Source organism: Duganella violaceipulchra (assembly GCF_019166075.1).
GTDB lineage: Bacteria > Pseudomonadota > Gammaproteobacteria > Burkholderiales > Burkholderiaceae_D > Rugamonas > Rugamonas violaceipulchra.
Genome location: NZ_JAHTGR010000002.1, coordinates 252,408 through 272,957, shown reverse-complemented (window position 1 = coordinate 272,957; position 20,550 = coordinate 252,408). Strand labels below are relative to the sequence as shown.

General features: G+C 66.2%; 24 protein-coding genes. 14 read left to right on the top strand and 10 right to left on the bottom strand.

Features of this window, described 5'->3' with window-relative positions; all coding sequences use genetic code 11:
* Positions 1–103: 103 nt before the first annotated feature.
* From KVP70_RS04135 to KVP70_RS04120, 4 genes are read right to left on the bottom strand one after another with little or no spacing between them, the layout of a single operon-like run.
* Positions 104–1,117: an SIS domain-containing protein gene (locus KVP70_RS04135; protein WP_217941148.1), complete on the bottom strand. Its 1,014-nt coding sequence runs from the start codon at positions 1,115–1,117 to the stop codon at positions 104–106.
* A 5-nt stretch (positions 1,118–1,122) separates the two neighbouring features.
* Complete coding sequence (nagA, locus tag KVP70_RS04130) at positions 1,123–2,220, bottom strand: N-acetylglucosamine-6-phosphate deacetylase (protein WP_217940828.1); 1,098 nt, start codon at positions 2,218–2,220, stop codon at positions 1,123–1,125.
* A complete protein-coding gene (locus tag KVP70_RS04125; protein WP_116993485.1) occupies positions 2,217–2,951 on the bottom strand; it encodes a GntR family transcriptional regulator in 735 nt (244 codons plus the stop codon). The genes nagA and KVP70_RS04125 overlap by 4 nt, the downstream gene beginning before the upstream one ends.
* Before the next feature lie 4 nt (positions 2,952–2,955).
* Positions 2,956–3,825, bottom strand: a complete 870-nt coding sequence (locus KVP70_RS04120) for a glucosamine kinase nucleotide-binding domain-containing protein (RefSeq protein WP_217940827.1) — start codon at positions 3,823–3,825, stop codon at positions 2,956–2,958.
* A gap of 248 nt (positions 3,826–4,073) precedes the next feature.
* On the opposite strand from KVP70_RS04120, the gene KVP70_RS04115 reads away from it, so the two are divergent.
* Entirely contained in the window at positions 4,074–4,370 is a 297-nt protein-coding gene (locus tag KVP70_RS04115; RefSeq protein WP_229224585.1) for a hypothetical protein, read from the top strand.
* A gap of 97 nt (positions 4,371–4,467) precedes the next feature.
* Here the strand turns inward: KVP70_RS04115 and KVP70_RS04110 are convergent, their stop codons facing one another.
* Complete coding sequence (locus tag KVP70_RS04110; protein WP_217940826.1) at positions 4,468–5,796, bottom strand: GIN domain-containing protein; 1,329 nt, start codon at positions 5,794–5,796, stop codon at positions 4,468–4,470.
* 215 nt (positions 5,797–6,011) lie between these two features.
* On the opposite strand from KVP70_RS04110, the gene KVP70_RS04105 reads away from it, so the two are divergent.
* From KVP70_RS04105 to KVP70_RS04060, 10 genes are all read left to right on the top strand, one after another.
* Positions 6,012–6,197 carry a hypothetical protein gene (locus KVP70_RS04105; protein WP_043480370.1) on the top strand — a complete coding sequence of 62 codons (186 nt, stop codon included), beginning with the start codon at positions 6,012–6,014 and terminating at the stop codon, positions 6,195–6,197.
* Positions 6,197–6,712: a hypothetical protein gene (locus KVP70_RS04100; protein ID WP_217940825.1), complete on the top strand. Its 516-nt coding sequence runs from the start codon at positions 6,197–6,199 to the stop codon at positions 6,710–6,712. The genes KVP70_RS04105 and KVP70_RS04100 overlap by 1 nt, the downstream gene beginning before the upstream one ends.
* Positions 6,713–6,730: 18 nt before the next feature.
* Positions 6,731–8,413, top strand: coding sequence for an ExeA family protein (locus KVP70_RS04095; protein ID WP_217940824.1), 1,683 nt, complete (start codon positions 6,731–6,733; stop codon positions 8,411–8,413).
* 1 nt (position 8,414) lies between these two features.
* The gene (locus tag KVP70_RS04090; protein WP_217940823.1) at positions 8,415–9,089 is read left to right on the top strand and encodes a general secretion pathway protein GspB; all 675 of its coding nucleotides are present in this window, start codon (positions 8,415–8,417) and stop codon (positions 9,087–9,089) included.
* 69 nt (positions 9,090–9,158) lie between these two features.
* Positions 9,159–9,344 (top strand): hypothetical protein, encoded by a 186-nt coding sequence (locus tag KVP70_RS04085; protein WP_217940822.1) that lies wholly within the window; start codon positions 9,159–9,161, stop codon positions 9,342–9,344.
* Between the two features lie 67 nt (positions 9,345–9,411).
* Positions 9,412–9,948, top strand: coding sequence for a molybdopterin-guanine dinucleotide biosynthesis protein B (gene mobB, locus KVP70_RS04080; RefSeq protein WP_217940821.1), 537 nt, complete (start codon positions 9,412–9,414; stop codon positions 9,946–9,948).
* Positions 9,949–10,001: 53 nt separating this feature from the next.
* Positions 10,002–10,202: a YjfB family protein gene (locus KVP70_RS04075; protein WP_020705444.1), complete on the top strand. Its 201-nt coding sequence runs from the start codon at positions 10,002–10,004 to the stop codon at positions 10,200–10,202.
* A gap of 286 nt (positions 10,203–10,488) precedes the next feature.
* Positions 10,489–10,761 carry a BufA1 family periplasmic bufferin-type metallophore gene (locus KVP70_RS04070; RefSeq protein WP_020705445.1) on the top strand — a complete coding sequence of 91 codons (273 nt, stop codon included), beginning with the start codon at positions 10,489–10,491 and terminating at the stop codon, positions 10,759–10,761.
* A 23-nt stretch (positions 10,762–10,784) separates the two neighbouring features.
* The gene (gene bufB, locus KVP70_RS04065; RefSeq protein ID WP_217940820.1) at positions 10,785–12,449 is read left to right on the top strand and encodes an MNIO family bufferin maturase; all 1,665 of its coding nucleotides are present in this window, start codon (positions 10,785–10,787) and stop codon (positions 12,447–12,449) included.
* Positions 12,450–12,476: 27 nt separating this feature from the next.
* Entirely contained in the window at positions 12,477–12,944 is a 468-nt protein-coding gene (locus KVP70_RS04060) for a DoxX family protein (RefSeq protein ID WP_307730260.1), read from the top strand.
* On the opposite strand, the gene KVP70_RS04055 is transcribed toward KVP70_RS04060, so the two are convergent.
* Together KVP70_RS04055 and KVP70_RS04050 are read right to left on the bottom strand one after the other, a co-directional pair.
* A complete protein-coding gene (locus KVP70_RS04055; protein WP_217940819.1) occupies positions 12,941–13,231 on the bottom strand; it encodes a DUF883 family protein in 291 nt (96 codons plus the stop codon). The two genes, KVP70_RS04060 and KVP70_RS04055, sit on opposite strands and share 4 nt — an antisense overlap.
* A 156-nt stretch (positions 13,232–13,387) precedes the next feature.
* Entirely contained in the window at positions 13,388–13,606 is a 219-nt protein-coding gene (locus KVP70_RS04050; RefSeq protein ID WP_217940818.1) for an RNA-binding S4 domain-containing protein, read from the bottom strand.
* Positions 13,607–13,797: 191 nt separating this feature from the next.
* On the opposite strand from KVP70_RS04050, the gene KVP70_RS04045 reads away from it, so the two are divergent.
* On the top strand, positions 13,798–14,718 hold the full coding sequence (locus KVP70_RS04045) for a hypothetical protein (RefSeq protein ID WP_217940817.1): 921 nt from the start codon (positions 13,798–13,800) through the stop codon (positions 14,716–14,718).
* 6 nt (positions 14,719–14,724) lie between these two features.
* On the opposite strand, the gene fumC is transcribed toward KVP70_RS04045, so the two are convergent.
* Positions 14,725–16,122, bottom strand: a complete 1,398-nt coding sequence (gene fumC / locus KVP70_RS04040) for a class II fumarate hydratase (protein ID WP_217940816.1) — start codon at positions 16,120–16,122, stop codon at positions 14,725–14,727.
* Between the two features lie 153 nt (positions 16,123–16,275).
* On the opposite strand from fumC, the gene KVP70_RS04035 reads away from it, so the two are divergent.
* Positions 16,276–17,703: a type IV pilus assembly protein FimV gene (locus KVP70_RS04035; RefSeq protein WP_217940815.1), complete on the top strand. Its 1,428-nt coding sequence runs from the start codon at positions 16,276–16,278 to the stop codon at positions 17,701–17,703.
* Positions 17,704–17,793: 90 nt separating this feature from the next.
* Entirely contained in the window at positions 17,794–18,999 is a 1,206-nt protein-coding gene (locus KVP70_RS04030; RefSeq protein WP_217940814.1) for an aspartate aminotransferase type Ic, read from the top strand.
* A gap of 129 nt (positions 19,000–19,128) precedes the next feature.
* On the opposite strand, the gene KVP70_RS04025 is transcribed toward KVP70_RS04030, so the two are convergent.
* Together KVP70_RS04025 and KVP70_RS04020 are read right to left on the bottom strand one after the other, a co-directional pair.
* Entirely contained in the window at positions 19,129–19,407 is a 279-nt protein-coding gene (locus KVP70_RS04025; protein ID WP_217940813.1) for a flagellar protein FliT, read from the bottom strand.
* A 150-nt stretch (positions 19,408–19,557) separates the two neighbouring features.
* The gene (locus KVP70_RS04020) at positions 19,558–20,385 is read right to left on the bottom strand and encodes an HDOD domain-containing protein (protein WP_217940812.1); all 828 of its coding nucleotides are present in this window, start codon (positions 20,383–20,385) and stop codon (positions 19,558–19,560) included.
* Positions 20,386–20,550 lie beyond the last annotated feature (165 nt).

The following is a 20,550-nucleotide window of genomic DNA, read 5'->3' as shown; positions in this document are numbered from 1 at the left end:
CGCAAGCGCCAGCAGCCACCCCGCACGGCGGCATGCCGGGGTCGGACCCCGGACGGGGTCCGACCCCTTCGGTTTGCGGGGTGGGCGCGGCGCAATCACGGACTTAGTTGGTCTTGGTGACTTTGCTCAGGTGGCGCGGGGCATCCGGGTCCATGCCGCGTGCCGCCGACAGCTGGGCCGCCATCACGTAGAAGGCCTGGATCGCCACGATAGGATCGAGATCCGGCGTCGCCGCCACTGGCAACGTCAGGTCGCGTTCGGCCACGTCGGCCGGTGCGGCCAGCAGCACGCGCGCGCCACGGCCGCGCATCTCGGTCGCCAGTTGCAGCAGGCTCGCTTGCGTCGGGCCACGGGTGGCGAAGATCACCAGCGGGTAGCCTTCTTCGATCAGCGCCATCGGGCCGTGCTTGATCTCCGCGCCGCTGAAGGCTTCCGCCTGCAGCGCCGAGGTTTCCTTGAATTTCAGGGAAGCTTCCAAAGCCACCGGGAAGCTGATGCCGCGGCCGACCACCATGATGTTGCGGGCCGGCGCCAGCACTTCGATGGCCGAGCTCCAGTCTTCCTTGGTCGCTGCGCGCAGTGATTCAGGCAGGGCTTCCAGGCCGGCCAGCAGCTCCGGATCGTTCTGCCAGGCGGCGACCAGGCGCGCGCCGGCGACCATGCTGGTGATGAAGCTCTTGGTGGCGGCCACGCTCTGCTCTTTGCCGGCGCGCAGCGGGATCGCCCATTCGGCGGCGTGCGCCAGCGGCGAATCGATGTCGTTGACCAGCGCGATGGTGGTGGCGCCGCCGTCGCGGAAGTAGCGGATCGGTTCGACCACGTCCGGGCTCTGGCCCGATTGCGAGATCGAGATCGCCAGCGTGTCGCGGGTGATCAGCGGCGATTTGTTCAGGGTCACCAGCGACATCGGCAGCGACGCCACCACGCGGCCCAGGCGGGCCATGATCAGGTAGGCGGCGTAGGCGCAGGCGTGGTCGGAGCTGCCGCGGGCGATGGTCAGCGCGGTCGAGAAGGACGTGCTCCTCAATTTGCGGCCCAGCTCCGCGTAACGGTCGCCATCGCTGGCCAGCTGGAGGGCTACGCAATCGGCTGCGGACAGGGCTTCTTTCAACATCATTGAGGTCACAACAATTCTCCTTCGATATAGACGGCTTTGAGATTCAGGTCACGGTCGAGCACTACAAAGTCGGCGTAGGCGCCGGGGGCCAGGCGGCCCCGCTCTTGCAGGCCGAGATAATCGGCCGCATAGGTTGAGACCCGTGCCGAGGCGTCCGCCAGATCGAGGCCGAGTCCGACCAGGTTGCGCAGCGCCTGGTCCATGGTGAGGGTGCTGCCGGCCAGCGTGCCGTCGGGCAGGCGCACGCCGCCCATGCATTTCATGACGGTGTGGCGGCCCAACATGTACTCGCCGTCCGGCATGCCGGTGGCGGCGGTCGAATCGGTCACGCAGTACAGGTGCGGGATGCAGCGCAGCGCGGTGCGGATGGCGCCGGGGTGCACGTGCAGCAGGTCGGGAATGAATTCGGCGTACTGCGCGTGGGCCAGCGCGGCGCCGACCATGCCCGGTTCGCGATGATGCAGGCCGGTCATGGCGTTGAACAGGTGGGTGAAGCCGTGCGCGCCGTGCTCCAGCGCGGCCACGCCGTCCTCGTAGGTGCCGAGGGTGTGGCCGATCTGCACGCGCATGCCGGCGTCCGACAGTTCGCGCACCAGCGCCAGGTGGCCGCCGATTTCCGGCGCCACGGTGATCAGTTTGATCGGCGCCATGGTCTCCAGGCGTTCGACGTCGGCCAGCTTGGCGGTGCGCGCGAACGGCGGCTGCGCCCCCAGCTTGCCGGAGTTGATGTACGGTCCTTCCAGGTGCACGCCGAGCACGCGCGCTTCGCCCTTGCCGCGCTGGGCGGCGGCCTTGCCTATGCCTTGCAGCGCCAGCTCGATGTCTTCCGGCGGCGCCGTCATCGTGGTGGCCAGCATGCTGGTGGTGCCGTGTTTGGCGTGGATGGCGGCGATGGTGTGGACGGCGTCGCCGCCTTCCATCACATCCTTGCCGCCGCCGCCGTGCACGTGCAGGTCGATAAAGCCAGGCAGGATATAGACGTCTTGGTTCTTCGACGGGTCGGTGCTGCTGCCGTGGATGGCGGCGATGCGGTCGCTGAAGCTGATCTCACCGCGGACCCAGCCCGCCGAGGTCAGGATATTGCCTTGGATTGCACTGCTCATCTGCGCGACTCCGCTACGAATTCATAATAATCACTGCGGCAATACGAGTGGGTCAGTTCCACCGCTGCGCCGTTGTCGAGATAACTGACGCGGGTGATGTGCAGCATCGCGGCACCCGCAGGAATATTGGCCAGGCGCGCTTGTTCCGCGCTGGCGTTGACGGCGCGGATATGCTGCAGCGCGCGCATCGGAATGGTGCCGTTGGCTTCCAGGTAGCCGTACAGCGAATCGGTCACGCTGTGCGGATTCGGCATGTACTGGGCCGGGATGGTGGTGGTCTCGATCGCCATCACCACGTCGTCGGCGGTGCGCAGGCGCTTCAGGCGCGCCACCGGCATGTTGGGCGACAGGCCGAGCGACAGCAGCTCGACCGGCGAGGCGATGCCGATGTCGCGCTGTAGCCAGCGCGAGCCGGCCGTGAAGCCGCGTTCGCGCAGCTCTTCGGAAAAGCTGGTCAGGCGGGATAAGGGCTGCTCCAGTTTCGGCGTGATGTAGGTGCCGGAGCCGCGCTTGCGGGTCAGCATGCCGCGCTCGCACAGCATGTCGATCGCCTTGCGCGCCGTCACGCGCGAGATGTTGAGCATGTCCGACAGCACGCGTTCGGACGGCAGGGCCTCGTTGGCGCGCCAGTCGCCGGCCGCGATCCCGTCGGACAGCTTGTTCGCCAGCTGCATGTAGAGGGGGGTGTCGCTCTCGGCATCGGGCTTGAAATCGCTCAACTGGGCTAGCACGGGCTTACTCCTTCAGACGTTGTTGGATCAGCCGCAAGGCGCCCGCAGCGGAATCGCCTTGCGGCGCGACGATCCGTTTCAACATCGAGACCGGCAGGTAGGGGCGCAGCGGCGCGGCCAGGCCGCCGCACAGCGCGATCGGCAGCTTGCCGCCGGCGTCGAGCGCGTTGCCCATCAACTCCACCTGGCGTCCCGCTTCGAGCAGGATGGCGCGCGCGGTGTCGTTCGATTCGCCGTGTTGCAGCACGATGCGCGCCAGTTGCGCGTACTGCGTTTGGGTGGCCTTGGCCAGCCAGTTCTGCAGCGCGTCGCGGCCGCCGCCGCAGGCTTGCGCCAGGTCGGCGCTGAAGCGGGAGGCCGGCATGCGGCCGTCCAGCACCTGCTGCACGTGGTTGACGGCGCGCAGGCCGATCCAGGCGCCGCTGGCTTCGTCGCCGGCCGGGAAGCCCCAGCCGCCGACTTCGACGTGGACGCCGTCCATGCGCTTGATCTCGCCGACGCTGCCGGTGCCCAGCGCGATGATGGAGCCCGGCTGGCCGCGATGGGCGCCCAGCACGGTGGTGTGGCCGTCGGTCTCCAGCGCGACGCGGGCGTAGCCGGGATTGGCGGCGACGAATTCGGCCGCCCAGGCGCGGTTGTGCACGCCGGCCAGGCCGAGGCCGATGGCCACTTGTTGCTTGGCGGGGATGGGCAATTCGGCGGCGCGGAAGGCCATGGCTGCCGCGTCTTCGACGGCGGCCCAGGCGTTGGCGATGCCGTGCATCAGGCCGGATGGACCGCTGACGCCTTCGGCCAGTTCAATGCCGTCGACGCGCGCCAGTCGCACCCTGGTGCCGGTGCCGCCGCCGTCTACGCCGATTAAAAATTCGATCATGATTATCCGAGAATGCTGTGCCGGGATACCCCGTGTGAGGGCACTATATGTTTGGCAAACCAGCTTGTCAACAGGTATTTAACTGGTATTATAAAATATTGAAGTGGACTGGCGTTGTCGACTTGGAATGTATTTGTAAGTGTTTGTTTTTACTGATTATTGCTGGATTTTTCGGCAAGTGGTCCGGTGTCGCATTTGCATGCCACTTTGGTCTGCTTTTGGTAGGGGGCGGGGCGAGGGAGTACACTATGGCTTTAGTGCACTTTGAAAGCAAGATGATGAACGACTACTGGGATGACTGGCAGAAGGAAGCGTTGGCTGCCGGCGTGAAGGCGCCGCTGGCCAAGCTGGGGATGGAAGTGATGAAGGCGAACCGCAAGAATCGCTGGCCCAAGCATTTCCTGGGGCGCATGGAAGATGGTCCGATGATGCTGGCGATGTGTCTGGAAGAACCGGACGAGACCGAACTGTTGTTTGTGGAAAACCTGCATCCATACGACGACAAGCTGATCGCCGCCACCAAGAAGCGCCTCTGCTTCGATTAAACCGCCGGGGGTCAAGTCTGACATTCGGACACGAGCTCTGCCGTAACAACGCTTACGGCAGAGCTCGTGTCCGAATGTCAGACTTGACCCCCGCTTTTTATTGGCTCCGGCCTTTGCGGTCGTAGGTGACGGCTTTGTCGGCGACGTTGACGATGGCGTTGCCGGGGCCGCTCACCTTGACGTCGGCCTGGCTGGTCCACAGCTGGCGGGCGTGCAGGCTGCCCGAGCCGCTCAGCTGCGCGACCAGGGTGTCGGTCTTGCCTTCGAGCTTGACCTCGCCCGGGCCGTGCATGGTGAGCTTGACGTTCTTGCAGGCGGCCGTGGCGCTCAGGTCGCCCGAGCCGCTCAACTCGGCGTCCAGCGCGTCGCTCACTTTGCTCAGGATGATGTTGCCGGGGCCGCGGCTGCGCGTGACCGCGCGCGCCACCTGCAAGGCCTGCCCCTCCAGATCGCCCGATCCGCTCACTTCCGCGCTGAGCACACCCACGCTGCCCGACAGCTTCATATTGCCCGGCCCGCTGAGCAGGGCGCGCGCGCTCGGCGCTTGCAGGCCGCGCACCGTCAGGTCGCCCGAGCCGTGCACTTCCGCTTCGAATTTCTTGATGGCGCCGGCCAGGCAGGCTTCGCCCGGACCGTGCAGCATGGCGCTGGCCGCTTCGGTGTTGAGCGAACACGCTTCCAGGTCGCCCGAGCCGGCGATCTCTGCGCGGATTTCCTTGCTGGTGCCGTGCAGCGACACCGAGCCCGGCCCGTGCATCGAGGCGTTGATCTTGCCCGCGTGCAGATCGCTGAGGTCGAGGTCGCCCGAGCCGCTGACGGTCAGGTTGACGTCCTGCGTCATGCCGCCGGCGGTGACGTCGCCGGGGCCGCTCATCATCAGGTTCAGGCTGGCCGCCTTCAGCGTGCGCAGGTCGACGTCGCCGCTGCCGGAGGCGGTGACGGTCAGGTCGCGCACGGCGCCGCTGGCGTGCACGTCGCCCGGGCCTTCCGAGGTCAGGCTCAGTTGTTGGCCCTGGAACTGTTGCAGATCAACATCACCGCTGCCGGAATTGCGTAGGCTCTTCAGGCCGGCCGCGCTGATGCGGATGGTCATCGGCGGCTTGCTGTCTTGTTTGCCCCAGCCGAAGTTGAACACCCAGCCCTTGTTCTTACGCGGCTGCCGCACGGTGAGGGTGTCGCCGCTGACCGAGGTTTCGATGTCGGCGAACTGGCGGCGCAGGCCGGAGAGCTCGATGGCGTTGCCCGGCTGCGCGGTGACGATCACCCGGAACGGGCCGCTGATGGCGATGTTGCTGAAGGCCGCCACGGTGCGGGTTTCGGTGCCGATGGTATCGTCCTGTTTGGTGTCGGCCTGGGCGGCGAAGCTGGCCAGGGATGCCACCATCAGGGCGGAAACCAGCGCGGTGTGTTTGATCGTCTGCTTCATTTTGATCTCGATTATGGGAAGTGGCGAGGATTGAACGATAGGGCAAACGCCGCCGGCCGGCGCGTGGAATGGGACGGACGCGCGGAATGGGGGGATCAGCTGCAAAAAAACGGTGATGAACTGTCATTCAACTTCAGTGCGGTACGACCGTTAATGTCATAATGGACGTAAGGATGTATTGCCGGGGAACACCTGCGCAGGTCAAAGGAGCGCACATGATCAGGTACATGGGGACCAAGAATACGGACGACGGCTCGGTGCTGTATATTTTTTTGATTAACGGCTTGCAGAAGGAAATTCGGGAAAGCGCCTTGAAACAATATCCTGGCTGTTACGAAGCCCTGCCTGCCACCGCCAAGGCGCGCATCAGCGCCAACCGGTCCTGGTTGCAGAAATTATAATGCCGCCGTTCATACGCTTGCTGCGCGGCGCCCTGTCCGCCGTGCTGGTGGCGTTTTGCTGCGCCGCCGGCGCGCAAGCGGTGCCGACCACCTTCGGCACCATCGTCGGTAACGGCCTGCTGTGCCGCGACCAGACCGACAATCTCTACTACTACGACTATCTGCGCAAGGCGTTCGGCCCGGCGTACAAGCACGACGGCGGCGCCTACTGGTTCAAGACCGACGGCGCCAATCTGTGGGGCAAGCCGATCACCGAGGTCATGGTCAGCGACGACACCAGCACCTATATCTTCGTCGGCGCCGTGGCCGAGGCCACGCCGGAGGAGCTGGAGCAGGCCATCATCACCCAGGTCGGCCTGCATTATGCGAGAATCGACAGCTCGGCCTATCCGGTGCGCGAGGCCAAGCCGGCCAGCCGCATCGTGTATTTCGATACCAAATCCAAGATTTACTGCGCCAAGTTCAAGCCCTTGCCGCCGGTGCAGCCGCCGCCGGTGCGCCAGCGCTTGAAGTAGCGCATCGCCAGGGTCTTCATGTACACGCATTTTTTTAATTTGAAGCAATCGCCGTTTTCCATCGCGCCCGATCCCCGCTACCTGTTCATGAGCGAACGCCATCGCGAGGCGCTGGCGCATCTGCTGTACGGCGTCGGCAGCGGCGGCGGTTTCGTGCTGCTGACCGGCGAGATCGGCGCCGGCAAGACCACCGTGTGCCGCTGCTTCATGGAGCAGATCCCGGAGAACTGCAAGCTGGCCTATATCTTCAACCCCAAGCTGTCGGTGGAGGAGCTGCTGTTGTCGATCTGCGACGAGTTCGGCATCGCGCTGGCGCCGCCGGGCGCGGGGGCGGTCAGCGTCAAGGGCTATGTGGATGCGATCAATGCCTACCTGCTGGCCAGCCATGCGCAGGGCCGCAACAATGTGCTGATCATCGACGAGGCGCAGAACCTGTCGGCCGAGGTGCTGGAGCAGCTGCGCCTACTGACCAATCTGGAGACCAGCGAGCGCAAGCTGCTGCAGATCATCCTGATCGGCCAGCCGGAGCTGCGCGCGATGGTGGCGCGGCCGGTGCTGGAGCAGTTGGCGCAGCGGGTGATCGCGCGCTACCACCTGGGCTCGCTGAGCGAGGCGGAGACCGGGGCGTATATCGCGCACCGGCTGGCGGTGGCGGGCGCGGCGGCGATCGCGCCGTTTCCGCGCGGCTTGATGGGGCTGGTGCACAAGCTGGCCAAGGGCGTGCCGCGCCGTATCAATCTGCTGTGCGACCGGGCGTTGCTGGGGGCCTATGTCGAGAACCAGCCGCAGGTGACGCGCACCATCCTGCGCAAGGCGGCGGCCGAGGTGTTTGCCCGGCCGGATGCGGCGATCGCCGGCGAGGGCGCGCGCGCGGCGCGCTGGCCTCTGGTGGCGGCCGGCGTGCTGGGTGGCGTGGTGTTGAGCGTGGCGGCGTGGCAGCTGGCCGCGCATGATGCGAAACCGGTTCTGCCGGGGGCGCAAGCGGCTTCGGCGGCAGTGCGGGCGACGCCGCCCAAGGCAGCGACGGTGGCTGCGCCTTTGCCTGCGCCAGTGGCAGCGGCGGGCTCGGTGCCCGTGCCGGCGCCTGCTTCGGCGGGCGGCAGCGCGGCGGCCTTGCGCCAGTTGGCGGCCATCTGGGGACTGGCGCTGCCGGATGGCGAGCCTTGTCCGACGGCGGCGCGCTTGAACCTGCGCTGCTTGCAGGTCAAGGGCGGCGTCGCGGAATTGCGTCTGCTGGACCGCCCGGCGATGCTGACCTTGCACGACGATCCCACGGCGCCGAACTACGTGCTGTTGACGGCGATCGGCGAGCACGAGGCGACCATCGTCGCGCCCGGCGGCAAGCCGCAAAGCATCAGCCTGGACGCGCTGGAGGCGCGCTTCGACGGCGAGTTCACGACCTTCTGGCGCGCGCCGCGCAGCTGGCGCGACGAGGTGCATGGCGGCGATCATGGTCCGGATGTGGACTGGCTGGCGCGCCGGCTGGCGCAGATCTATGGCCTGAAAAAGCCGCAGGAGGACCAGCCGCTGAGCAACGGCTTGCGCGAGCGCCTGACCGAATTCCAGACCGAGCAGCATCTCAAGGCGGACGGCGTGGCCGGTCCGAAAACTTTCATCCGGCTGTATCAGCTGGGCGGCGTGCAGGAGCCGCGCTTGCTGGCCAGCGCGGACGCCGGTGTCGGCAGCGGAGCAGGGAAATAATATGTCCTATATTTTGGAAGCGTTGAAGAAGGCGCAGGCGGAACGTCAACTGGGCAGTGCGCCGACGCTGCACGCCCCCACGCTGCATGGCGCGGACGGCCAGTCGGCCGGCGGCGCCTTGAAGAAGCCGGTCGTGCTGGCGCTGCTGGCGATGGGCGTGGCGATCGCGGTGTTGCTGGCGCTGGTGCTGCGCCCCGCGCAGCAGGCGGCCGCGCCGGTTGGCGTGGTCGGCGTTGCGCCAGTCGCGGCAGCCGCGCCCGCTGTCGTCGCAGCCCCGGCGCCGGTCCCGGCTGCAGCCCCGTCGGCGGACATCCCGCCGCTGGCCGCCGCCTTGCCGCCGCCGATGGCAACGGTGACGCCGGCGCCGCGCCCGCATCCGGCGCCGGAGCCGGTGGCAGCGGCGCTTGTGGCGGAAAAAGCCGCCAAGCCGGCGGTCGCGCAGGAAGAGGCGGTCCAGAACCTGCGCGATTTGCCGGAACCGATACAGCGCTCGATCCCGCATATCGCCGTAGGCGGCTATATCTATTCCAAGAATCCCGCCGACCGGCTGTTATTGATCGACAAGATACTGCGCCACGAAGGCGAGGAGGTCGCCCCCGGCCTGATTCTCGACAAGCTGCAGCCGCGCGAAGCCGTGTTCAACTTCAAGGGTTATCGCTACCGCGTCCCGTATTGAAAGCTGTCATCTGCCCGTCATGTGGGAATGATATTTTCCTATCATTGATATTCATGCACGGGAAATACGATGAAACACTTGAAACTGCTGCCCTTGCTGATCGCCGCGGCCTTCGCGGTGCCGCGCGCCCACGCCGCTGAGCAGGCACAACAGGACACCGGCTCCCACGTCGCCGGTTTCATCGGCATCGCACTGTTGCTGCTGGGTACGCGCAGAGGCCGCAGCGAACGCTTCAAGGCCTTGAACGAAGAGTAAGCCGCCATCCCCGCGTCGATGTTGCTGCGTATAATGGCGGCAACATGATGCAGCGGAGATGTAGGGAATGCAAAGAGAAATCGAGCGCACCGTGCTGGCGGTCACCGGGACCTCGGGCAGCGGCAAGACCACGCTGCTGGAGTGGCTGATCGCCGGGCTGGCCGGGCAGGGCTTGACAGTCAACGTCATCAAGCACAGCCATCACGACCTGGAGCTGGAGCCGCCGCACAAGGACAGTTCGCGCCTGCGCCGGGCCGGCGCGGCCGAGGTGATGGTGGCGTCACCGTTCCGGGTGGCGATCGTGCGCGAACTGCGCGGCGCGCCCGAGCCGTCGCTGGACGAGCAGCTGGACCGTCTCGCCCCCGCCGACCTGACCTTGCTGGAGGGCTTCAAGTCCTATCCGGTGGCCAAGCTGGAGGTGTATCGCGCCGCGACCGGCAAGGCGCCGCTGTACCCCGACGACGCGCGCGTGATCGCGGTCGCCTCCGACCAGCCGGCGCCGGCGGACTTGCGGGCCGGCGTGGCGTGGCTGGACCTGAACCAGCCGCAGGCCGTGCTGGCCTGGTTGGGCGGCTATCTGAAAAAAGTTTCAGCAAACGCCTAAAGTTACGCCCGGAACGTCCGTAAAAGAAGTGATACGCCTTACTGGAGAATCACATGGACGTTTCAGGCATTGCTCAAACAGCCACCACGATTGCAGACACCGGCACCAAGCAGGCGGTCGGCATCGCGGTATTGAAAAAAGCCCAGGATATCCAGGCGTCGAGCGCTGCTGCCCTGATCGAGGCGATTCCTCCGGTGCCGTCGGCGCCGAATCTGCCTTCGCATCTCGGCAACACCATCAACACGACTGCCTGAACGGCATCGCCGCGGCCCGCCTGGCGCCGCGTGACCGCTCTGCGCGCCGGCCGGTGCGCGGCATGCCGGCGTGTACCTGCGCCCGGCGTCCCTTCCCGAATTGAATCCTGTCAACAGAATGATGCGTAGAGGCGTTATTGCTGGTACGCTAGCTCTGCCTTCGGAACTTGCGAAAAAAAGTCTGAAAAAAAGTGTAAGGCTGGAGCGCTGTTTGTCGACTACCGTACAGTTGCAGACGATTTTCGTTGCACGTTGAACTTAACTTCCATCCTTGAGGAGACTTACCATGAACAAACGTCAAGCCCTGATCGCCGCCGCCCTGGCCACCGTATGCGCCGCTTCGGTCGGCACCGCTTCCGCCGCTGCCGCGTCGGCTTCCGCTGAAAAAGAGAAATGCTTCGGCATCGCCAAGGCTGGCCAGAACGATTGCGCCGCCGCCAACGGTGCGCACTCCTGCGCCGGCCAGTCGAAGACCGACAACGGCGCCGCCGAGTGGAAATACGTGGCCAAGGGCACCTGCGAAAAAGCCGGCGGCAAAACCGCAGCGCCAGCCAAGTAATCGCAGCGAGCGGTCGCGGAGCCATGTCCTTGCCAAGTCCAGCGCAGCCTCTGCCGGGCGTGGGCGTGGGCTTGAGGGCTCCGCATTACCGCCAGTTCATCGAGCAGCGGCCGCGCGCCGCCTGGCTCGAAGTTCATACCGAAAACTATCTCGATCAAGCCGGCTGGGACTGGCACGTGTTGCAGCAATTGCGGCGCGATTATCCGATCAGCCTGCATGGCGTCGGACTCGGACTGGGTTCGGCGCGCGGCTACTCCGGGCTGCACCTGGAGCGCGTGCGCGCCCTGGTCGAGCGGGTGGAGCCGGTGCTGGTGTCCGAACATCTGTGCTGGGGCGCCGTCGGCGACCGGCAACTCAACGACCTTTTGCCGCTGACCCTGGACCAGGCCGCGCTCGACCTGCTGTGCGCCCGCGTGGACCGCGTGCAGGACACGCTCAAGCGCCAGCTGCTGCTGGAAAACGTCTCGACCTATGTGCGTTTCCACGACGACGCGATGAGCGAGGCGCAATTCATGGCGGCGCTGGCGGCGCGCACCGGCTGCGCCCTGCTGCTGGACATTAACAATCTGTACGTCAATCAATGCAACCACGGCGAGGACGCGCTGGCCGCGCTGGCCGCGATCCGCCCCGGCATGGTGGGCGAGATGCACCTGGCCGGCCATCTGGTGACGCCGCAGGCGGTGATCGACCATCACGGCGACACCGTGGCCGAGCCGGTCTGGCGCCTGTACGAGGCGGCCTTGCAGCGCTTCGGCGCGGTGCCGACGCTGATCGAGTGGGATACCGATATTCCCGAGCTGAGCGTGCTGCTGGGCGAGGCCGGCAAGGCCGAGGCGCTGCATCGCCGCCATGCCGCGCCGGCGCCGGCGCCGGCCGCCGCGCCGTGCGCGGCCGTGGCGGCGCAGGCGCAGGCGCCGGCGGAGCAGGCGGCGCTGGCCGCCAGCCAGCAAGTGTTTGCCGGCGCGCTGTTCGACGCGCGCCAGACGCCGGCGGCGCTGGCGCTGTGCAAGGGCGAGCACAAGGAACACCGCTACGCGCTGTATCGCGGCAACCTCGGCGCCACCTGGAGCAAGACCTTGGGCGCGGCCTATCCGGTGATCCAGATGCTGGTGGGCGAAGAATTCTTCGGCGGCCTGGCGCAGGCTTACGGCCATGCGCATCCGTCCGACAGCGGCGACCTGAACCGCTTCGGTGCGCACTTCGGCGCCTTTCTGCGCGCCTTCCCGCATGTGGCCGATCTCCCCTACCTGCCGGACATGGCGGCGCTGGAGTGGACCCTGCACCGCGCCCACTACGCCCCCTCGGCCGAGGGCGTGACGGCGCAGCAGATGGCGGCGCTGACGCCGGCGCAGATCGAGTCGGCGCGGCTGCAACTGCATCCGGCCTGCACGCTGCTGGCCTCGGACTGGGCGACGGTGGCGCTGTGGCAGGCGCACCAGCCCGGCAGCGGCGTGGCGTTCCCGGCCGAGCTGGCGGCGCCGTCCCATGGACTGGTCACGCGGCCGCGCTGGAAAACCCAGGTCCTGCCGCTGAGCGCGGCCAGCCACGCGGCGTTGTCGGTGCTGGCCGCCGGCGGCGAGCTGGGCGCGGCGCTGGACGCGGCCTTCGAGCTCGACGACGACTACGACTTCGCCGCCAATCTGCGGCAGTGGATAGATTTCGCCTTGATTGTCAGGATAGACGCCTAGCGGCGACTAACTCATTTTGAAAGCGTAATGATGAAAACTATCCTCGGACTGCACCAACAAATTTCCCGCTACGACGCGGCACTGAGCGCGTGGGGCGGTTCCCTGATGAGCATGGCGCTGCGCTGGTATGTGGGCTGGCAATTCTTCAAGGCCGGCCTGGTCAAGGTGAGCGACTGGAGCGCGACCCTGGCGCTGTTCCACGACGAATACAGGGTGCCGCTGCTGCCGCCCGATTTGGCGGCCTGGTTTGGGGCGGCCGGCGAGCTGGCGCTGCCGTTGCTGCTGTGCGTGGGCCTGGTGTCGCGGCCGGCGGCGCTGGCGCTGTTCCTGGTGAATGCGATGGCGGTGATTTCCTACCCGCAGCTGTTGAGCTTTGAATGCCCGGCCGCGCTCAACGACCATTTCTACTGGGGCGTCATGCTGCTGGCGCTGGTGGCCTTTGGTCCGGGCAGGTTTTCGCTGGATGCGTGGCTGGCCGGCCGCCGGGCGGCCTAGGTCGGGCGGAAGGCGCGCAGGATTTTCGCTTCGCCGGTCAGGTCCTGGTGCAGGCGGTTGGCGGCGGCGGTCAGTGCGATCATGCGGTCGAGCTGGGTGTCTTCGAAGCGCGCCAGTTCTTCGGTGGCGGTCAGCAGCGCCTGCGCCAGCTTGGCGCGGGCCGCCTGGTACAGCGCGCCGTTGTACTGGTCTGTGTTCTTGAGCAACTCCTCGGCGTTTTCGATCACTTGCCGCAGGTCGTCGAGCAGGCGTTCCTGCGTCTGGAGATTGTGTTCAGGATCGTCCATGACGTTCCCCTGGTCGTAAGAAAACTGGTTGAACAAGCCGGGTAGCGGGCCATCCCAATATATCGGCGGTCAGGGCCGCCGGTTTGCGCCGGGTCAAACGCGCCCACCCGTCCTGACCTTCAGCTTAGGTCGTTATTGCCCAAATGCAAGATCAATTCACGCCGCTGCGACGCTGATGCGGATGTCGCCCACGCTCACTTGCTGGCCGGCGCGGATCTTGGCGGTCTTGCGCAATTCCTGCTTGCCGTCGACCTTGACGCCGCCGTCGGCGACCATCATCTTGCCGGCGCCGCCGCTGTCGCACAGGCCAACCAGCTTGAGCAGCTGATTCAGCTCAATAAATTCCCCGCTCAATTCAAAACTTACTTTCTGCATTTTATCCTCTGTTGCTATGATGTGAAATCGGCGCTGCCGCTTACTTTCAGTAGTGTAGCGGCATTCCGACAGGGCCGCAGTTTACCTCACGAATACCGTACGGTTGAGGTTGCCGTCGGGAAAAAAAGTTGCTATCCTGAGTTAACTGCTGAATTTTTGTGCAGTGTGGTTTGCTCTCAGCGAGTTGCATCATGAATAAGCTCTACTGGCCAGTCGCAGTCCTGATTTGTCCGCTTTCCGGCTTGGCGGGCGCCGCCGCTTCAGATCCTTTTTTCCTGCAAAAACCACCGCCCGCGTTTGAAAAACGGGCCAATTCGTCGCTGCTGTTCGAGGCGGCGGACCGGCAGCTGGCGCTCAGCGAGCAGGTGCAGAACGATGCCGCGCCGCGCTATGGCGCCGCCTACATCGGCGGGCCGCGCCTGCATTTCGGCGCCTTGCCGGACAACCTGGCGCTGCTCGACCCGCTGGGCCCCATGCTCAACGAGCACAGCAAGCGTTTCCTCACCAGCGCGGATTTTGAAAAGAAAATGGGGCGCGCGGTCGGCATCCTGACCATCGGTATTTTGCGCGAGACCGGTTCGGCGCTGGGCTCGCAGCAGACGCCGGCGCTGGCGATGAACACCCGGCCGACCACCACCTTCACCTCGCTGTCGCTGGGCTATGCGCTCAGTTCGCGCAGCGCGCTGATGTTGATGGCGTCCTACGGCAAGACCGAGGGCATCGGCAATCCCGACAGCCTGATCGCGCAGGTATCGTCGGTGCGCACGATGGCGTTCAGCGTGGGCCTGTCGACCCGCCAGGTGTTCAACAGCCATGACCGGTTTGCGGTGACCTTGTCGATTCCGGCCAAGGTGCGTTCCGGCACGCTGCAGTACAGCGGCTCGGCGCCGCAGTCCGGCGATCCGGGCGCGCCGGCGTTTGGCGCGCCGACCCTGAACCTGCGGCCGACCGCCACCGAGCGCGACCTGGAATTCGGCTACACCACCATGTTCGGCCGCGATGGCCGCGGGGGCAAGCTGACCGGCGCGGTGATGTGGCGGGTCAATCCCGGCCACGACGCCAGCGCCCGGCCGGATTGGCTGACCGGGGTGCGTTACTCGTACGGGTTCTGAGGCAAGCTAGCCCTTGGCGCCGGGACGGGTCATGTCCAGCGGCACGATCCACTGCTCGAACTGCTCGGCGCTGACGTAGCCCAGCGCCAGCGCGGCCTCTTTCAATGTGGTTCCCTCGTGCTGGGCCTGCTTGGCGATGGTGGCGGCCTGGTCGTAGCCGATGTGCGGCGCCAGCGCGGTGACCAGCATCAGCGAACGTTCCATCAGCTCGGCGATGCGGCCGCGGTTGGGCTCTATTCCGTGTACACAATGTTCTTCGAAGCTGCGCATGCCGTCGGCCAGCAGGCGCGCGCTTTGCAGGAAGTTGTGGGCGATCAGCGGCTTGTAGACGTTCAACTCGAAGTTGCCGGAGGCGCCGCCGACGGTGATGGCGACGTCGTTGCCGAACACCTGGCAGCACAGCATGGTCAGCGCCTCGCACTGGGTGGGGTTGACCTTGCCCGGCATGATGGAGCTGCCCGGCTCGTTTTCCGGGATGCTGAGCTCGCCCAGGCCGGAGCGCGGGCCGGAGGCCATCCAGCGCACGTCGTTGGCGATCTTCATCAGCGCGGCGGCCAGGGTCTTGAGCGCGCCGTGGGCCGACAGCAGCGCGTCGTGGCCGGCCAGCGCGGCGAATTTGTTGTCGGCGCTGCGGAAGGGCAGGGCCAGCGTGTGCTCCAGCTCGGCGGCGATGCGGTGCGCGTATTCGGGATGGGCGTTGAGGCCGGTGCCGACCGCCGTGCCGCCGGCCGCCAGCTGCAGCACGCCGGGCAGGGCGGTGCTGATGGCGCGCTCGGCGAAGTCGAGGTGGGCCACGTAGCCGGAAAACTCCTGGCCCAGGGTCAGCGGCGTGGCGTCCTGCAGGTGGGTGCGGCCGATCTTGACGATGTCGGCGAACGCCTCGGCCTTGGCGTGCAGGCTGTCGCGCAGCGCGCGCAGCGCCGGCAGCACCTGGCCGGCCAGCGCCTGGGCGGCCGCCACGTGGATGGCGGTGGGGAAGATGTCATTCGACGACTGGCCCAGGTTGACGTCGTCGTTGGGGTGCAGCTTGCGGCCTTCGCCGCGCACCCCGCCCATCAGCTCGGAGCCGCGGTTGGCCAGCACTTCGTTCATGTTCATGTTGGACTGGGTGCCGGAGCCGGTCTGCCACACGGCCAGCGGGAACTCGCCCGGGTGGCGGTCGGCCAGCACCTCGTCGGCGGCCTGGGTGATGGCGATGGCCTTGGCGCCTTCGAGCAGGCCCAGGTCCAGGTTGACGCGCGCGGCGGCGCGCTTGACGCTGGCCAGCGCGTGGATCAGCTCCAGTGGCATGCGTTCGGTGGAGATGTGGAAGTGCTCCAGCGAGCGCTGGGTTTGCGCGCCCCACAACTGCTGGTCGGGGACGTCGATCGGGCCAAAACTGTCACGTTCACTTCTGGTGTTCATGGTGTTTCCTTTGGGCGGGGAGGCAATCATGTGCGTTTGCTAAGTGGCTTCCAGTGTAGCGCAGTCCTGAAAAATTAACCTAGGGCTACAAAACCGGGAAAATCAGCCGTTATAGCTGATACACTTTAAGAATTCGCTCCAAGCGACCCCGACATGCAGCGCACACCATTCCTGACCACGATCTTTGCCTGCGCCGGCGCGCTGCTGCTGGCGGCCGCCGCGCCGGCGGCGGAACTGGGCGATATCGCCGTGCGCTCCTACATCGGCCAGCCGCTGGCGGCCGATATCGAGCTGGTGCAGCTGGCGCCGGACGAGGTGTCGGCCCTGCAGGTGCGGCTGGCGCAGCAGGATGTGTTTCGCGGCGCCAACATCAGCATGAATCCGGCGCTGGCCTCGGTGCACCTGTCGGTGGTGCGGCGCGACGGCCGGCAGTTCCTGCACATCACCACCACCCGCAATATCGATGCCGAGTACGTGCATTTGTTCCTGGAGCTGAGCGCCGCCGGGCGCCAGGATGTGCGCGCGGCAACCGTGTGGCTGCAGGCGGATCCGAATCCTGCGCCGCCGCCACCGCCGGCCATGACGGCGGCGCAGGCGGCGGCGTTGGCTCGGGTGGAGCGGGCGGCCAGGGAGACGGCGTTGGCGGCGCCGCCCGCACCCGCGCCCGCGCCTGCCGCAGCGCCCGTGCGGGACCGGACGCGGCCGGCGCCGATGCCGGCTGCGCATGAATCCGAAGTGGGCGAGCCGGGCGTTTTGCGGACGGCGCCGTCGCGGCGGCCGTCGCCGGCGGTGCGCAATTTGCCGGAGCGCATAGCCGATGCGATGGGCCAGGCGCCGCGCCCGGCGCCGCGTCCCGCACCGGCCAAGCCGTCGGCCGGCGGCGATGCGGCGCGCGACGAGGACGGCTTGCCGCTGGGCGTGGCGCAGGCTTTGCTGCCTTTGGCGCCGTTGCCGCTGCCTAAGGGCGTGAAGCGGCCGGCGGCTCCGGCCGCTTGCACCCCGTCCGGCATGAGCGCGAAAGAATGCGCGGCGCTGGATACGCACAGTGTGGAGTTGTCCAGCAAGCTGGTCGAGCTGGAGGGCAAGGTGAAGTTGCTGCAAGGGGCGTTGGCGGCGACGGGCGGGGCGGCCAGCGCGGCGGCGCACGCGGCGTCGGCCCAGGCGCCGGCGCCGGCACCAGCCGCTACGCATGGCGCGCCGGCAACGGCGCCGGCAACGGCGCCGGCATCGGCATCGGCATCGGCATCCGCGTCCACGTCGGCATCTGCGGCGAGCTCGGCGGCGTCGGAGGAGGCCTCGGCGCCGGTCAAGAAGGTGCGCGTGTTGCCCAAGCTGAAGTACAAAAAGGAAAAACCGCCGGAACCGGCCGCCAGCAATACGCCGCTGATCGCCGCCGGCGCCGGCGTGCTGGCCTTGTTGCTGGGCGCCGGCGGCTATCTCTACCTGCGCAAGAAACGCGGCAGCGGGCCGCTGAAAATCTGGCAGGGCTTCCGCCGGAAAAAGCCGGCCGGGGAGGGCGAACAGCCGGTGGAGGCGCCGCCGCTGCACGAAGTGACGCCGGAATCCATGATGCAGCAGTAATAAGTATATAACTGCACGCTCTGATTGAGGTCAGACAATCTGGGGTATAGTAATCGACCCCCTCCGTCTTCCCCATACTGAAAGAGCGCTATGACTGCAGTAGAGCAATATCAAGCTTTCAAACAACTCGGCCTGAAGCTGGACATGTCCCGCGGCAAGCCTGCCCCCGAGCAGCTGGACTTGTCGAATGGCCTGATGGCCGCGCTGGACGGCTACAAGGCCGCCGACGGCACCGACGGCCGCAACTACGGCGGCACCATCGGCCTGCCGGAAGCGCGCGAACTGTTCGGCAAGCTGCTGGACGTGCCGGCCGCGCAGGTCGTGGTCGACAGCAGCGCCCGCCTGTCGCTGATGCATGACGTGATCATCTACAGCCTGCTCAACGGCACGCCCGGCAACGCCCCGTGGGTGCGCGAGCCGGTGACCTTCCTGTGCCCGGTGCCGGGCTATGACCGCCACTTCGCCATCTGCGAAGCGCGCGGCATCAAGATGATCAACATCCCGATGAGCGAAGCCGGTCCGGACATGGATCTGGTGGAGAAACTGGTGGCCGAGGACGCCAGCATCAAGGGCATGTGGTGCGTGCCGAAGTACAGCAATCCGGGCGGCGTGGTGTTTTCGGACGCCGTGGTGGCGCGCCTGGCGGCGATGAAGACGGCGGCGCCGGACTTCCGCCTGATGTGGGACGACGCTTACCGCTTCCATCATCTGGGCGAGCAAAAGCTGGAAGTGGCCAATATCCTGGACGCCTGCGCCAAGGCCGGCAATCCGGACCGCGCGATCGTGTTCGCGTCGTCGTCGAAGGTGACCTGGGCCGGTTCGGGCATCGCCGCGCTGGCCGCGTCGCCGGCCAATATCGCCTGGTGGACCAAGCACGCCGGCATCCGCAGCATCGGCCCGGACAAGATCAACCAGCTGCGCCATGTGCGCCTGCTGAAGGACCTGCCGACGGTGGAAGCCTTGATGGAACAGCATCGTTTGCTGCTGAAGCCGAAGTTCGACGCGGTGCTGGCGCAGTTCGAGCACTACCTGGCCGACGTGCCGGGCGTGTCGTGGACGCGTCCGCAGGGCGGCTACTTCATCGACCTGGTGACGCCGGACGGTTCGGCCAAGCGCACCGTGGCGCTGGCCAAGGAGGCGGGCATCACGCTGACGCCGGCCGGTGCGGCTTTCCCTTACGGTAACGATCCGAAGGATAGCCATATCCGCATCGCGCCGAGTTTCCCGTCGCTGGACGAGATCACCCAGGCGGCGCAGGGCATCGCCTTGTCGCTGAAGCTGGCGCTGGCCGGTTAAACCCGCACTGCGGCGAACCAGGGTCAGACCCCGTACGGGGTCTGACCCTTTTTGGCTTTAAGGGGGGGGGGGGTGTCTCAAACGAAAAAAAAGCGCCGGCTTCGGCGCTTTCTGTTTTGGCGGTCGGGTTTACTGACGCGACATGCCGGGCACGTTGTTGGCCCAGGGTTCGGTGACGTCGCGGATGGCGCGGTCGTTGGCCAGGATTTGTTTCAGCAGGTCGATCTTGCGCAGGCGCGGGGCGCCGCTCAGGGCCGGCACGCCGGTGCCCCCTGCGCGGGCTTCGCTGGCGCATTGCGCCTCCAGGCGGCTCAGGCCGTCGAAATCACCCAGACGTGCGGCGGCGGCCATTTGATTGGTCAAACCGGCAATATTTTCGTACATCGAGAGGACTTCGGTGGAGGTCATGTTCTCACCCTGGCTAGTTATTGCGGATTACCGCATGTCCTGATTAACGTCGCCTTAAACGGGAACTTTAGGGTGTTTTGAAAAAATATTTGAAAAAGATCGAAAAAAAGCCCCATGCGGGGCTTTTCGTGGCCTTAAGAACAAGCTGGCTTATTTGACCAGCTCTTCCAGCCCGGCGCTCAGCTCGTCCGGCGACGGCATTTCGTCGATCAGGGCGTTGTCGTCCAGGCCCAGTTCCTCGGCCAGGTCGGCCGGGTAGCAGGCGGCGATTTCGTCTTCGCTCAGTCCGGCCTGCTCGACGCGGGCGCGCCAGGCGGCCAGCGAGACCACGGCGGCCAGGCGGTTCAGCTCGCCGTTGTGGTGCGGCTCGGGGAAGGCCAGGATGGTTTCCGAGAAGGTCAGCGGGAACTTCCAGCGCTTGGCCAGTTCGGCGCCGACGTCGGCGAAGGTGAAGCCGAACGAGGCTTGCTCGGCGTCCAGGCGGCGCGAGTCCAGCGGGCCGGCCACCTTGTCGAGCGCCATCGCCTGTTCGGCCATCGCCGAGTGGATCACCAGCTGGCCGATGGCGTGCATCATGCCGATGGTGAAGGCGAGGTCGGTGTTTTCCTTGGTTTTCTTGGCAATCCACTTGGCCGACACCGCGGTGTGCAGACTGTAGCGCCAGAATTGCTTGAGGTCGAGGCCGGGCACGGTCTTGAAGCCGCTGACCAGGCCGGAGCTGATGACCAGCGTGCGCACGGTCACGAAGCCGAGCATCAGCACCGCGTCTTCCACCGTGCCGATGCTGCGCGACACGTGGTAGTAGGCCGAGTTGGCCAGGCGCAGCAGCTTGGCGCTCAGCACCGGATCCGTCGACAGTTTCTTCGCGATCTCTTCGGTCGAAACGCTGGCCTTGTCGAAACTGCTGATCAGCTCTTCCACGACTTTGGGCGCGGTAGGCAACGCAGTTGGATTCTGGAACAGGGCATCAAGTTTCATATTTATCTCCTGGGTAATTAGCGCGTTGCTATAGGCTAACTATATAGCGATTCCCCGAATGAATGAAGCAATTTTGCTGGGCGGGCGTCTCTTTTCTGCCGTGTTGTGACCATCTATTCCGTCAAATCCACCGTTCGTCGCAAAGCTGCGTCGCCGCGCGCGCCG

Bases quoted from the DNA above. Each gene is read 5' to 3' on its own strand.
- KVP70_RS04120 (WP_217940827.1), bottom strand. From the start codon at position 3,825: ATGATCGAATTTTTAATCGGCGTAGACGGCGGCGGCACCGGCACCAGG.
- KVP70_RS04045 (WP_217940817.1), top strand. From the start codon at position 13,798: ATGAATAAGCTCTACTGGCCAGTCGCAGTCCTGATTTGTCCGCTTTCC.
- KVP70_RS04020 (WP_217940812.1), bottom strand. From the start codon at position 20,385: ATGAAACTTGATGCCCTGTTCCAGAATCCAACTGCGTTGCCTACCGCG.
- KVP70_RS04055 (WP_217940819.1), bottom strand. From the start codon at position 13,231: ATGGACGATCCTGAACACAATCTCCAGACGCAGGAACGCCTGCTCGAC.
- fumC (WP_217940816.1), bottom strand. From the start codon at position 16,122: ATGAACACCAGAAGTGAACGTGACAGTTTTGGCCCGATCGACGTCCCC.
- KVP70_RS04075 (WP_020705444.1), top strand. From the start codon at position 10,002: ATGGACGTTTCAGGCATTGCTCAAACAGCCACCACGATTGCAGACACC.
- KVP70_RS04100 (WP_217940825.1), top strand. From the start codon at position 6,197: ATGCCGCCGTTCATACGCTTGCTGCGCGGCGCCCTGTCCGCCGTGCTG.
- nagA (WP_217940828.1), bottom strand. From the start codon at position 2,220: ATGAGCAGTGCAATCCAAGGCAATATCCTGACCTCGGCGGGCTGGGTC.
- KVP70_RS04035 (WP_217940815.1), top strand. From the start codon at position 16,276: ATGCAGCGCACACCATTCCTGACCACGATCTTTGCCTGCGCCGGCGCG.
- mobB (WP_217940821.1), top strand. From the start codon at position 9,412: ATGCAAAGAGAAATCGAGCGCACCGTGCTGGCGGTCACCGGGACCTCG.
- KVP70_RS04025 (WP_217940813.1), bottom strand. From the start codon at position 19,407: ATGACCTCCACCGAAGTCCTCTCGATGTACGAAAATATTGCCGGTTTG.
- KVP70_RS04060 (WP_307730260.1), top strand. From the start codon at position 12,477: ATGATGAAAACTATCCTCGGACTGCACCAACAAATTTCCCGCTACGAC.
- KVP70_RS04110 (WP_217940826.1), bottom strand. From the start codon at position 5,796: ATGAAGCAGACGATCAAACACACCGCGCTGGTTTCCGCCCTGATGGTG.
- KVP70_RS04030 (WP_217940814.1), top strand. From the start codon at position 17,794: ATGACTGCAGTAGAGCAATATCAAGCTTTCAAACAACTCGGCCTGAAG.
- KVP70_RS04085 (WP_217940822.1), top strand. From the start codon at position 9,159: ATGAAACACTTGAAACTGCTGCCCTTGCTGATCGCCGCGGCCTTCGCG.
- KVP70_RS04105 (WP_043480370.1), top strand. From the start codon at position 6,012: ATGATCAGGTACATGGGGACCAAGAATACGGACGACGGCTCGGTGCTG.
- KVP70_RS04135 (WP_217941148.1), bottom strand. From the start codon at position 1,117: ATGATGTTGAAAGAAGCCCTGTCCGCAGCCGATTGCGTAGCCCTCCAG.
- KVP70_RS04090 (WP_217940823.1), top strand. From the start codon at position 8,415: ATGTCCTATATTTTGGAAGCGTTGAAGAAGGCGCAGGCGGAACGTCAA.
- bufB (WP_217940820.1), top strand. From the start codon at position 10,785: ATGTCCTTGCCAAGTCCAGCGCAGCCTCTGCCGGGCGTGGGCGTGGGC.
- KVP70_RS04095 (WP_217940824.1), top strand. From the start codon at position 6,731: ATGTACACGCATTTTTTTAATTTGAAGCAATCGCCGTTTTCCATCGCG.
- KVP70_RS04115 (WP_229224585.1), top strand. From the start codon at position 4,074: ATGGCTTTAGTGCACTTTGAAAGCAAGATGATGAACGACTACTGGGAT.
- KVP70_RS04050 (WP_217940818.1), bottom strand. From the start codon at position 13,606: ATGCAGAAAGTAAGTTTTGAATTGAGCGGGGAATTTATTGAGCTGAAT.
- KVP70_RS04070 (WP_020705445.1), top strand. From the start codon at position 10,489: ATGAACAAACGTCAAGCCCTGATCGCCGCCGCCCTGGCCACCGTATGC.